The 12,176-nt window shown below is 38.4% G+C and carries 12 protein-coding genes and 1 pseudogene; 2 read left to right on the top strand and 11 right to left on the bottom strand.

The annotated features are described in order from the left end of the window. Positions 1–250: 250 nt before the first annotated feature. The gene (locus ACIQXV_RS20485; protein ID WP_402961637.1) at positions 251–1,375 is read left to right on the top strand and encodes an NADH:flavin oxidoreductase; all 1,125 of its coding nucleotides are present in this window, start codon (positions 251–253) and stop codon (positions 1,373–1,375) included. A 148-nt stretch (positions 1,376–1,523) separates the two neighbouring features. Here the strand turns inward: ACIQXV_RS20485 and folE are convergent. From folE to ACIQXV_RS20510, 5 genes and pseudogenes are all read right to left on the bottom strand, one after another. Next, positions 1,524–1,811: pseudogene (gene folE, locus ACIQXV_RS20490) on the bottom strand (GTP cyclohydrolase I); the annotation flags it as partial. Positions 1,812–1,855: 44 nt separating this feature from the next. After that, positions 1,856–2,584: a 7-carboxy-7-deazaguanine synthase QueE gene (gene queE, locus ACIQXV_RS20495; RefSeq protein WP_402961639.1), complete on the bottom strand. Its 729-nt coding sequence runs from the start codon at positions 2,582–2,584 to the stop codon at positions 1,856–1,858. Continuing rightward, positions 2,577–3,059 (bottom strand): 6-carboxytetrahydropterin synthase QueD, encoded by a 483-nt coding sequence (queD, locus tag ACIQXV_RS20500; RefSeq protein ID WP_402961641.1) that lies wholly within the window; start codon positions 3,057–3,059, stop codon positions 2,577–2,579. The genes queE and queD overlap by 8 nt, the downstream gene beginning before the upstream one ends. Before the next feature lie 3 nt (positions 3,060–3,062). After that, positions 3,063–3,725 carry a 7-cyano-7-deazaguanine synthase QueC gene (queC, locus tag ACIQXV_RS20505; protein ID WP_402961643.1) on the bottom strand — a complete coding sequence of 221 codons (663 nt, stop codon included), beginning with the start codon at positions 3,723–3,725 and terminating at the stop codon, positions 3,063–3,065. A gap of 187 nt (positions 3,726–3,912) precedes the next feature. After that, positions 3,913–4,368, bottom strand: a complete 456-nt coding sequence (locus ACIQXV_RS20510; protein ID WP_402961645.1) for an APC family permease — start codon at positions 4,366–4,368, stop codon at positions 3,913–3,915. A 56-nt stretch (positions 4,369–4,424) separates the two neighbouring features. Between ACIQXV_RS20510 and ACIQXV_RS20515 the strand changes: the two genes are divergently transcribed. After that, positions 4,425–4,931 (top strand): alpha/beta hydrolase, encoded by a 507-nt coding sequence (locus tag ACIQXV_RS20515; protein ID WP_402961647.1) that lies wholly within the window; start codon positions 4,425–4,427, stop codon positions 4,929–4,931. Positions 4,932–5,081: 150 nt separating this feature from the next. Here the strand turns inward: ACIQXV_RS20515 and ACIQXV_RS20520 are convergent, their stop codons facing one another. The 6 genes from ACIQXV_RS20520 to ACIQXV_RS20545 all read right to left on the bottom strand — a co-directional run bounded on the left by ACIQXV_RS20520 (position 5,082) and on the right by ACIQXV_RS20545 (position 12,092). Next, positions 5,082–6,344, bottom strand: a complete 1,263-nt coding sequence (locus tag ACIQXV_RS20520; RefSeq protein WP_402961651.1) for a mechanosensitive ion channel family protein — start codon at positions 6,342–6,344, stop codon at positions 5,082–5,084. Between the two features lie 233 nt (positions 6,345–6,577). Then, positions 6,578–7,003 (bottom strand): hypothetical protein, encoded by a 426-nt coding sequence (locus ACIQXV_RS20525; RefSeq protein ID WP_402961653.1) that lies wholly within the window; start codon positions 7,001–7,003, stop codon positions 6,578–6,580. A gap of 68 nt (positions 7,004–7,071) precedes the next feature. Beyond that, positions 7,072–8,334 carry a replicative DNA helicase gene (locus ACIQXV_RS20530; RefSeq protein WP_402961655.1) on the bottom strand — a complete coding sequence of 421 codons (1,263 nt, stop codon included), beginning with the start codon at positions 8,332–8,334 and terminating at the stop codon, positions 7,072–7,074. Further along, positions 8,334–9,302 (bottom strand): DnaD domain-containing protein, encoded by a 969-nt coding sequence (locus ACIQXV_RS20535; RefSeq protein ID WP_402961657.1) that lies wholly within the window; start codon positions 9,300–9,302, stop codon positions 8,334–8,336. The genes ACIQXV_RS20530 and ACIQXV_RS20535 overlap by 1 nt, the downstream gene beginning before the upstream one ends. Positions 9,303–9,699: 397 nt before the next feature. Continuing rightward, a complete protein-coding gene (locus ACIQXV_RS20540; RefSeq protein WP_402961659.1) occupies positions 9,700–10,245 on the bottom strand; it encodes a sigma-70 family RNA polymerase sigma factor in 546 nt (181 codons plus the stop codon). Between the two features lie 452 nt (positions 10,246–10,697). After that, complete coding sequence (locus ACIQXV_RS20545; RefSeq protein ID WP_402961795.1) at positions 10,698–12,092, bottom strand: purple acid phosphatase family protein; 1,395 nt, start codon at positions 12,090–12,092, stop codon at positions 10,698–10,700. Positions 12,093–12,176: the final 84 nt, after the last annotated feature.

The raw sequence follows: 12,176 nt of genomic DNA on the forward strand, positions 1-12,176 counted from the left end.
TTGCTCACACCCGTTATCCCTTTTTCTATTATTATGAGGGTTTCAGGATTTATTATCCTATATGTTTTTTTTGATCTGGTAGTCGTGAAACGTCTCCAATAATTTTCAAATTCATTCATAGCCTTCGATCATCCAAATCTATTGCTTTTTACATAGAAAGAAACATAAACATATCGGTTTATATTTGTTTAGTGGAATTGTAGAATAAAGGAAACATGATAAAAAGTATGAAGGGAAGGAAGTGCTCGCTTTGGATCAAAAGTACGCTGGACATACATTGTTTCAATCTGTACCATTTGGAAATGAAATGTTAGCAAGCCGGTTAGTTATGGCTCCAATGACAAGAATCTTTTCGCCTGGAGGTGTCCCAGGGGAAAATGTTGCACAATATTACCGTAAACGTGCAGAGAATGGAATTGGGCTCATCATAACTGAAGGGACAGCTATTAATCACCCAGCTGCAGTAATGAGCCCCGATATTCCCCGTTTTTATGGGAAGGACGCCTTAAACGGCTGGGCAAATGTAGTTAACGAAGTCCACCAAGCAGGTGGCAAAATCATTCCACAATTATGGCATGTTGGTGCAGCACGAAAAGCAGGCAGTGAACCAAATATTGACGCACCTCCTGTAAGTCCGTCTGGATATACTTTAAGAGGCAGCAGAAATGAGAAAATAAAGGCTTTAGCGAAAGAAGAAGTCACTGAAATGATTGGTGCATACGCTGAAGCCGCATCAAATGCGAAGCGCATCGGCTTTGACGGAATTGAATTGCATGGAGCACATGGATACTTAATTGATCAATTTTTTTGGGAAGTAACGAATAAGCGTAATGATGAGTATGGTGGGGATCTAGGCGAACGAACAAAATTTGCGGCAGATATTGTTCGTGCTTGCCGAAAAGAAGTAGGGCCAAATTTTCCAATTGTCTTTCGTTATTCACAGTGGAAAGGAACCGATTATCAAGCTAAATTAGCTAAGAACTCTAAAGAGCTTGAACAATTGCTCACCCCCTTAGTTGAAGCAGGCGTAGATATTTTCCACTGCTCTACAAGACGAATTTGGGAACCTGAATTTAAAGATGAAGATCCATCGTTAAACTTAGCCGGCTGGACTAAACGAATTACTAAAAAGCCAACGATTGCAGTTGGTTCTGTCGGAATTAACCGCGCATTTCTGAGCAATCAGGATAATGATCATGTAACAATTGAAGACAATCTCAGAATTGTAGATGAAAAAATCAAAGCAGGAGAATTTGACTATGTAGCAGTCGGCCGCGCACTGCTAGCTGATTCAGAATGGGCAGTAAAACTCAAAAATGGTAAACTTGATCAAGTTTTGCATTATACTAAGGAATCCGAGAAACACCTAATTTAATTACATTCAAGAACCGTGCGTTTTTTCAGTATGCAACTAACATCTTTCAAAAAAATGGGGTCAGTCCCCCGGTACTTTACCGGGGGACTGACCCCAAAACTTCTTGTTTTTGCGTTCAAATCTGTAATTTGGAGCTAATTTTAGTTTTTTATTTGTTGATTAATGATAAAATTTCTGATCGAGCATTACTGTCAGATTTAAACACGCCTCGAACTGCGGAGGTAATTGTTTTTGCCCCTGGTTTTTTAACCCCACGCATAGTCATACACATATGTTCTGCTTCAATTACAACCATTACACCATGTGGTTCTATTGTTTCCATTATTGTCTCTGCTACTGTTGAAGTAATCCTCTCTTGCAATTGAGGTCGTCGTGAAAAGGCTTCTACAGCTCTAGCTAACTTACTTAACCCAGTAACTCTGCCGTTTCTAGGAATACATTATTATTTTCATATATGAAGGTAGTTAAAAAATGAGCCTATTAAACACCACGCTTATTACCCCAAATATAAGTGTGCAGTTGAGGCAGAACTTTCACGTTTTTGAAATCATGATCTAACATTACTTTATCTATCAACCATTCGTATTTAGTCAATAACTGGTTTACAAGCTGTTGGTTGTCGATAGATTTATTATCAGCATTACCTACCTGAAGGAAAAATGGAGTGTCTGGGTAACGTAGATGAACCTTCTTTGCATAATCGTAATCCTGATCATCAAAAACAACAACTTTCAAACTAACATGATGAGTAGACTCTGTTACCTTAAGCTTTTCGATAATAGTGTCAAGAGTAGCAAAATCAGTATGCATTCCAGAACTTGGTGGTTTAGGTGAAATTGTTAATTCATCAATATCAAAAAACCAATCCTGCCACTTACTTCCCTGCGTCTCTAGACCAATTTTTATTTTTTTTTCTTTAAGTAGATTAACTAAATAACTGAGATTCTTTAATAATGCGGGATTTCCACCAGATATAGTTACAAAAGAAAACCCATCTCCACCATGAGAAACAAGTTCTTTCCATATTTCGTCGGCTTCCATTTGCTTGATTAAATCTTTACTAGAACCGTCCCATGTGAATGCAGAATCACACCATGAACAAGAATAATCACAGCCGGATGTCCTAACAAACATCGTTTTTTGCCCAATGACCATTCCTTCACCTTGAATGGTGGGTCCAAAAATTTCCATTACCGGTATTTTAGTCAATCTCCATCCACTCCCTTCTTGCTTCCGCATAACTAGTTGGAGTTTCATAGAGACGGACAAATTCAACTCTTGCCCCTAAATATTGTTGCTGACGGTCTTCGTTATTTAGTGATTCTTTCATTTTTTCATAAATCCAGACCACCATATTCTCTGCTGTAGTATTCATTAGTGGAAGTGTTTCATTCAGATATTTATGATCAAGATATATTTCGATTTCATTTTTCCAAATATCTTTTATATCACCAAAATCAATCATTAAACCACGGTCATCCAAAAATCCACTTATACCAAAAACCACTTTATAAGTATGACCATGTAAATTCATACATTTCCCATCATAAGCGTGTAAATGATGGGCTGCATCAAAAGTAAATTCCTTACTCACTAAAACTCTCTTGTTGTGATATTTTAACTGATCACGATGAATATCTTTGTCAATTTTTTGAAGTTCATCGACAATTCGAAACCCGAACATCTGTTATCGCTCCTTCCGAACTTCTAAATATTCCTCAAGACCTTTTTGCCGCAATTTGCATGCTGGGCACTCACCGCAACCATCTGATATGATTCCGTTGTAGCAAGTTAATGTTTTTTCACGAACATATTCAAATGCCTCTAATTCCTCTGCTAATGCCCATGTATCTGCTTTGTTCAACCACATCAATGGGGTATGAATGACAAATTGGTCGTCCATTGACAGATTTAGTGTAACATTCAATGACTTGATAAAGACATCCCGACAATCTGGGTAGCCGCTAAAATCGGTTTCACAAACACCGGTAATTAAATGTTTGGCACCAATCTGTCTTGCTAACACACCAGCAAAAGTTAAAAATAATAAGTTTCTGCCTGGTACAAAAGTGGATGGAAGTTCCCCTTCGCATCCATCGGTTACTTCAATATCAGAACGAGTTAATGCATTCGGAGCCAGTTGATTTAACAACGACATGTCTAAAATATGGTGATTGACACCAAGTTCATTTGCAATATTTTTTGCACATTCAATCTCAAGACTGTGCCTTTGATTATAGTCGAATGTAACAGCTTCTACTTCTTTAAAGTTTTTTAGCGCCCAAAATAAACAAGTGGTGCTATCCTGTCCACCACTAAACACAACAATTGCTTTTTCATCTTTTAGCATATTTAGGAACCTCCCCTTAAAATAGAAAAAAACAGCACCCCAAGATAGAAGTACTGTATCTTAGTTTTTTTAGGGAGGGGTGCTACAACCTCCACCGCAAACTTGCGGATTTCTATTTATATAAGTAATTAACATAAATATAGTACTATTAATATGCCTGTTTGTCGACAATTTTCGAGTTTTTCATCTATTCATGTAATTTCTTTAATTTCAAACAGATCATATACACTAAACCTAATACAATCCAAATCCCACCAATCAGTTTGGCCAGTGGAGCTAAGCTAATCCATACGTAGCCAATAATAATCAATCCAATGATTGGAAATATGAGGTGATTTAGATAATCATTGCTCTTCTTTTTACGAATAAAATAGTTAATGACTGAAAGATGAAGTATCATGAATCCCGTTAATGCCCCAAAATTTACGATTGAAGTTAAGCTATCCATATGGGATGAAAAAAGTGTGGCAACAACTAATGATATAACAGCAACAATAATGGTACTTGTATAAGGTGTCTTATATTTTGGATGTACCTTTGCAAAGAAGGCTGGTAATTTCTTATCCCTGGCCATACTGAATAAAAGACGTGCTATTGCTGATTGAAAAATCATGGCATCAGCAATACCAAAGGCAATTGCCACTGCCGCTGCGGTAGTCCATTTTAACCAGGCACCGCCAGCTATCTCAGCAACACGATTTGTATTCAGCGATTGATTATGCGATTCAGGAAAAACATCAGGAAAAAGTTGCTCTCCTTGGCTGGAGTATGGGAGCTGCCACCGCGCTTATTGCTGGATGCGAACACCCTGCGGTTTCCGTTATCATTGCCGACAGTCCCTTTTGTGATTTAGAACCTTTTCTAAAAGAAAATCTTTCACATTGGACCAAGCTACCAAAACGGCCATTTACACCGATTGTTTATCATTCCATGCGCAAGCTCCTCAAAATTGACCCCACAGAAGTTTCACCCATCAATCATGTGAAAAATACGAAAGGAAAATCCTTCTTCATCATCCATAGTAAGACAGATAAAGCTATTCCTTATGCTGAGAGCGAAAAATTATTTCAATCGATCTCATCCAATAACCATAAAGAATTGTGGCTGACGAAAGATTGTGAGCACATTCATTCGTATCGTTTGCATAAAAATGAATATACACGCCGTGTACTCAAGTTCCTAAATAAGCACTTAAAACTTGACTAAAACCATTTACTTCCACGCCTTGTATTGCTGTAAATAAGTTAAAATAGTAGAAAAAACACTCACCTATCATAGACAATCATAAAAAAAGAAAAAAGGGACATACCCCCAACACGCTAACACTTTAGCACACTGGGGGTATGTCCCAGGAATTCAGGCCTTATAATTCATTACTTCCCTCCTCGACTCATCCACAATCGTTTTCAAATCATGCCCAGATGGATTCTGGAATAAGCGAAGTCCAAACTCCTGTGCTACGGCGAAAAGATGGTCAAAGATATCAGCTTGGACCGATTCGTATACCGCCCATCTTATATCATTTGAAAATGCATATATTTCTAGTGGGAGCCCGTGTTCTGTTGGCGCTAACTGCCTAACCAATAAGGTCATTTCTTGATTGATTCCAGGATGATGTTGAATGTAATTTCGGATATACTCCCTAAATACACCAATATTGGTAAGAGCCCTTCCATTCACTGGATTGCTCCGGTTAATATCGTTGTTCGTATTGTACTCAGCAATTTCACGTTCCCGATCGATAATATAGTCCGAGAGAAAGTCGATTGTAGTAAATTTCTTCATCATTTCCTCGGTACAAAATGAAATACTATTTGTATCAATAAATAATGATCGCTTGATCCGTCGTCCTCCAGAATTTTGCATCCCTCTCCAATTTATAAAGGAATCGGATATCAGTGCATAGCTTGGAATCATGGTAATCGTTTTATCCCAATTTTGTACCATTACTGTATTTAAAGAAATATCAATAATATCCCCATCCGCCCCGTATTTTGGCATTTCAATCCAGTCACCCACTCGAACCATATCATTTGAAGCCAATTGAATCCCAGCCACAAGACCCAATAACGAATCTTTGAAAACCAACATAAGAACGGCGGAGAGGGCGCCAATCCCGCTTAGAAAAACAAGTGGGCTCTTACCAATCAGGTTCGCGATTACCAATATAATCCCCAGTGTTATGACGATAATGTTAACTACCTGGATATACCCTTTTATTGGCTTAACCTTAGATATCTCATAAGTTTGATAAATATCATTAATCGCGTTTAATAAGTTGTTCATCACCATTAATCCCACAATGATTAGATAGGCAATTGCACTCTTTTCTATCAAATTTTGATAGCTTGGAAAGGTTGATGAAAAAAAATAAATAATGATTGCAGGAACAAAATGCGATAACTTATGAAAAACTCTTCTTTCCAAAAGTATTTTATCCCACGTAAATTTGTTATTTTTCACAATATGGGTGATAACCCTGATTACTACTTTTCTTGTGATAAAATGCGCTACAACACAGATAATCGATATTAAAAGAATCATAATCATAATAGAAAGATACCCAGCAATGGTGGGATCTATTTCAAATTCTAAAAGTAGGTCACTTATGTAATTCATATATTCTTCCCCCTTGATGTTATTTTGTAATGTTTACAATTATAACAGAAAGCCATTAGGAAGGTCCGCTCGGGGCTTTATTTCATCCTATTCTTTACTATCATAAAACCCCCAAAAAACATTGATGTAACAACATTTCAAGTGGATCCAAACCTTTAATGATTCATAAATTTCCCTTGATAGATCGTATAATGCCATATCTCTTTCCTACATCGTCCCCTTCTCTCGTGCCTTCACCCCACCCTCTTAAAACATCCCGCTATAGCTGGAAAACGCTCAAATTCCTTTCTCATGTCCCGAAACGAAATCACACCTTTGCCTCTAGAAAGCTGGAAATCTAGCGAATATTCGTAACAGTTCAATGGAGTTTGATGAAACGTCCTGCTATATAATTGGATTGCTTCATGCTCGCTGGCTGCAAAGATAAAGATAAAATCCTTCTGATTTATCTTCAGTGAATAGATGCCAATCTTATGAAAACCTAACACATTGTTTTGAATCAATTCCGCTACTTTCTGATGATCCGCTTGATCAAAGTCTATTTTGGAAATATTGTCAGCTAATGAAATCTTCCGCTCAGCTAGTAAATGGTAGAGATAATGGGCCAATGAGGATTCTTCAAAGATTAAACTATCCCGGTACATTTCTTCTACAATCATGTGATAGCACCTCGTTTTTCGATTTTTTTATTATCCGTTGATTTCGTTCTTAAAGAACGAATGGATTGTTATATTGATGTAAGACTCTGTTCTTTCCGTTCCTCAATTGCACCTGTATGCTCGTTGTACTTCACTGCAATGGTTCCAACTGGACCATTCCGGTTTTTCGAGACAATGATTTCAAGGGAATGATCCTCAGCGTCCTTGTCATAATACGCTTCTCGGTACAGGAACAAAATGACATCGGCATCCTGTTCCACACTGCCCGATTCCCGAATATCAGACATCATCGGCCGTTTATTGGCCCTTGATTCTACCGATCGATTGAGCTGCGCCAAACAAATGACGGGGCAATCAAAATCCTTCGCTATCGTTTTGAGGGATTTCGATATTTCCGTTACCTGCAAATGGGAATTCCCTCCATAAAATTGACCTGAGTGGATCAGTGTTAAGTAATCAATAAAAAGGATCGGTTTCTTGTGCGGAAATTGACTCATTAACTTTCTCGTTTTCGCTCTCATTTCGGCAATCGTTTGTCCAGACCCGTCAAAGATTTGCATATGGGTTTCATTAAGATCACCGATTACATCCGACCATTTATTCTTTTGACTTTCATTTAGCATTCGTTTCGGATCCCGCATTTTTGCCCGGTTAAAGCCCCCTGTCGAAGCAATTAATCGAGAGGTGATCAGCCTTTCAGGCATTTCTAAGGAGAATACAAGTGGCAGAAATCCTGCCCAACCCGACATTTTTGCAAAATGAAGCATCACATCTGTTTTTCCCATCGAAGGCCTTGCCCCTACAATTGTCACTTCCCCGCTCTGAAAGCCTCCTGTCACTTCATCGAGCTTTTTGATACCCGTTGTTACACTTTTCAGGTGTAGTTGATCCTCCCATGGTGCCTCATAGATATTGGATAACGCTTGTTGTAAGGACGTGTGATCCTCCATCTTCATTTGGTTAATTTTATCCAACTCCCCAATGACTTTCGCAATCTCCCAATCATTCATCGCTGCAACCGTTAAGATGTTTCTCTTTTCCCGTTCCTTCCACAGTTCAAGAATGAGCTTCTCCGTTCCGTCAAATTTCTCAAGATCCGCATACGATAACAGCTCCGAAAGGTAAGACATTCCACCTAATGATTCGAGGTCGGGTAAAGTGGTCAAGTGAAGCAAATCAACATTCATTCCAGCTCGATTTAGCTCAACCATTCTTCGCATGATTTCTTTATGACGTGTACTTTCTAGCTGTTCAGGTTGCACCACGGTATCCTTGAGTAAGTACTCCGCCTTCATCAAGCTTCCTAAGAACGTTTTTTTGGCCATACTCATCACTCTTCACCTCTTGTTAGGTCGAGTTCAAATCTGCTGGGAATATCTCTTCCGGCAGTTGATTGTCTAGTCTTTACGACAGGCTTTTGGTTCTCCTGATAGGAATCAATTTCTTCTACGGTCAGTAAAGATTCGTTTTCCCAGTTTTTCAGAATCCCCACAATATAGTTCAGCTTTCGCTTGTTATTTGCACAGGCAATATTCATCGCTTTTAAAATCAACTCTTTCGGCTGTAAAAAGCTAGAATCATCTAACCAAGATAACAGCTGTTGTTTCGCATTTACGTTCGAGAAGCCAAATCCGTTGTTGTCCCAAAACTCAATAATTTCTTTTACGTCTGCTGTTTTTTGATGACACTCTGAATCCGGATTGTTCATCCTATTTGGAGTAAAAGCTTTTTGTTGTTGTTTTTCTTTTTCTTTTTCTTCTTCTTCTTCTTCTTCTTGTCCACTTATCGTATAACGATACGTCAACGTGTCGTCAAGGTCTTCACATTCATCTAGATATGTATCATTTTCATCTCGGTCGCAAACTTCATTGGCTGCTTGTTTACAAAAGGATTCATATAGGCTCCGGATTTCTTGTCTTTGAATCGATTCCGAAATATATTGAATGAGTGATGAATCCTCGACATCCTTTAATTCAGAATAAATACAATCCATCATCGGTTTCCCGCCTTTATCAAGGTTATCTTTCCCCCAATTTTTAATCGCGAGTTCTCTTGTTTCAGGATTGTATCGAATCAACTTGTGATGATTAAGAAATCGATCCATTAACGAATGAACACTCTCAATGGAATAGCCCAAATCGTAAGCCATTTGTTTTTTCGTAATTTGATAGATTCCAATTTGAGTCGTATTAGGATTCGTAAGCAGATAAAGATAAAAATACTTATCCTCTGGACTCATCTCTTCAGATACAATCGGATTTTTCCAAAAATCAATACGAACCTTTCTAAACTTTTCCATCTTCAACCAATTCCTTTCTTCTCCTAAAATTCCCTTCATAGTAGATATAGTGATAAAGGGTGAAAGAGGATAGGCGGTTTTCATAAATATGTGAATATTTGATGACAATGTAATTACTTGGTCCTCTTGCTCCCACTAGAGGGATGACCCAAATTGCATCCAAAAAGCATTATTTTAATGTAGAAACCTGATTGCTAAAAAAATAAATTACCAATACTAAATTGAATGGTGTCAAAATAAAAACCGTCTATCTCGTACAACATCTCCTCTTCCTCTTAACGGTTGATCACTACCTGACGCTTTTTGTTATCCATTTGGAGATTATTAAGTATTCAAATAAATTAATAGAGCAAAAAATGCAGCATGATTAAATCACGCTGCATTTTTACACGTCCTGCTATTCTTTATAAATTGATTTTTTCTCCTTTTCAACGGAACCCGTAGGACCGTCCATGTGGTTTTTGTCCATCATTAACCTCTTTATTTTTTCACGAGCCCCGGCACGCCAGCCTTTAACGGCAGAAACTGACACTTGCTCTAATGCAGCAATCTCACTTGAAGATAAGTCATAGAGGGCCGAATAGATGACCCACTTTGTTTGGTTAGGTGTTAGACCCGTGCAATAAGAGCGAAGCGTTTCTTCTTCTAAGGGGCAAAAGGATGAGTGATCTTCGATGATGCTCCAAAATTCTTCAGTTGGATAAAGACTTTTTTCCTCGTTTTTACGGCATTTCTTCAGTTCCATAAGCAGATACCCTTTAATATACATGTAAGCATAGCTGGCAAGCTTCCCCTTCTTCGCGTCAAAGCGGCGGTTGGCTTCCCAAAGGGCAATAGGCCCCAGTTGGTAGAACTCTTCTTGGTCTTTATATATGTGTAGTGAGTGAATGATTTTGAAGATCATTGGCTTGTATTGTTCGGCTAACTGTTCAAAGCTTTCCAATGGTATAACCCTTTCAGAAAGCGCGCTTTACTTTGTATTCCCGGGTACCTCTACCATAACGGGTTACGAACAGTTGAGCGAACGAGACAAATTCACTTTTAGCGAAAAAATAAACCTTAAACGATCAAAATCTGCGTTAAAAATTACTTTTGAAGTTCATTTTGCTTATTTTCGATGAATTTCATATGAAATGAGGTAAAGGTTCTTTTACCTAATTTCTGCGTAGTTTCATCCAGTAGGCCACTGGGCATGTAATCAGATTCTTGTAGATCAACACAGAAGATAAAATGACAAGGAACTACATATATACCTATATAGTATCTTTTCCATTTCACATAACCTTTCAGCATAGAATCATCACTTGTCAATCAACGAAAAAAAGCAAGTGAGATTTTGAATATCTCACTTGCTTTTTGTAAGTGTTAAATTCTACAGCATTTTATAAGCTACTATTATTTCTTGATAATCCCAAATTGATCAACAATAAAAGGTTCTGCATTATTCTTATTCTGATCAATCTCGTACGTTACGGCTGTTAGTTTGTCTTTATTAATGGTGATACCGACAAAGTTTTGAATTTGGCTACGCATTGGACGTTTGCTATCTCCCGGGTCGGGACCGTAAATAGCTGCATGATTTTCATCCGCTACTTCGAAAAGATTATAGTATGCAGGTCCAAGTTGAGGCTTTTGATTTTTGTAGTATACTTTTGGTCCAGCTGTAGCAGGTATCAAATAAATCGTGCCATCGGGATTTACGGTATATTCAACTGTTTGTCCTTTTTTAGTCTCGGTAATTTTTTTAGTTTCAGAAGCGGTACCATCACTCGTAATTGGCTTGGTCCGTGCATAAATATGGTCATGTCCTTGAAGAACAAAGTCGATATCAAGCTCTGCCATGAGTGGTGCGACCTTGTTTCTTACTCCGTTCGCACCCAAGATATCACTATCCGTTGCATGGTTGGAAGTTGTGTAAGGGCCCTTGTGAATATTAACAATAATCCACTTTGCGTCAGCAGCTTTGGCCGCTTTGACATCGTCCTTCAACCATTGAATCTGTTCTTCTGAAAAGTTAGCATAAGCATCAGAATCTTCGTTGCTATTCAGGATGACAAAGTGAGCGTTACTGTAATCATAGGAATAATAAGCACCCGTTTCTGTTTCCGAATTGGCAGGAACTTCAAGGTTAAAATGGTCAATAAATGCATAATTTTCATCCTCGTGATTCCCTGCGGATGGGGCTATGGTTGTATTCATCAAACTTTCTTGCGAATGTCCAAGTAGCCAATCCCATTGTTCCTCTTTTACTCCTTTGTCAACCAAGTCACCATTGTGTACAATAAATTCTGCGTCTGGAACTGTCTCAAGAGCCTTTGAAATGGTCTCGGACGAAAGAATTGCCTCATCTTCCGTTTTGGCTTGAGTATCGGCTAAGTCAATAAACGTAAAAGCGCCCTTTTTAGGAGCCGTCGTATAGGTTCCCACCTCGCTCCACTTATTCTGTGATTGATCTCCGACACGGAAGTAGTATTCTGTATCTGCTTTTAGTCCAGTGGCTTCAGCTTTATGTACATACTCATTTAGGGAATTGGTAGAGAGAGAATAACTCCCTGAAAATTTTACGGCTTTCTTAAAATCAGGTTTCTTCGCTCCTGTCTTTTTCACTACCTGTACATCACTGCCCTTGAAATCATGTGAAGTGTACCAAGTGAATCCCTTAGAAGTGGTCGAATCGCCATTAAATGTAACGGTCAGCTTGCTGACTGTCGGATCTGGGCTACCCGCAGCGAAAGTGAGTGTTCCACCAATCCCCCCCACAATTGATAATGCCAGGGCACCAGAGATCATTTTTTTTGTGATTTTTCTCAAAAAGGTCATCCTCCAATACATTCCATTATTACCATCCATTACGATGACAATGTAACTATAACA

Source organism: Neobacillus sp. NPDC097160 (assembly GCF_044762155.1).
GTDB lineage: Bacteria > Bacillota > Bacilli > Bacillales > Cytobacillaceae > Neobacillus.

Bases quoted from the DNA above. Each gene is read 5' to 3' on its own strand.
- queD (WP_402961641.1), bottom strand. From the start codon at position 3,059: ATGTTCGGGTTTCGAATTGTCGATGAACTTCAAAAAATTGACAAAGAT.
- queC (WP_402961643.1), bottom strand. From the start codon at position 3,725: ATGCTAAAAGATGAAAAAGCAATTGTTGTGTTTAGTGGTGGACAGGAT.
- ACIQXV_RS20520 (WP_402961651.1), bottom strand. From the start codon at position 6,344: ATGAATTACATAAGTGACCTACTTTTAGAATTTGAAATAGATCCCACC.
- ACIQXV_RS20525 (WP_402961653.1), bottom strand. From the start codon at position 7,003: ATGATTGTAGAAGAAATGTACCGGGATAGTTTAATCTTTGAAGAATCC.
- ACIQXV_RS20530 (WP_402961655.1), bottom strand. From the start codon at position 8,334: ATGAGTATGGCCAAAAAAACGTTCTTAGGAAGCTTGATGAAGGCGGAG.
- ACIQXV_RS20535 (WP_402961657.1), bottom strand. From the start codon at position 9,302: ATGGAAAAGTTTAGAAAGGTTCGTATTGATTTTTGGAAAAATCCGATT.
- ACIQXV_RS20545 (WP_402961795.1), bottom strand. From the start codon at position 12,092: ATGATCTCTGGTGCCCTGGCATTATCAATTGTGGGGGGGATTGGTGGA.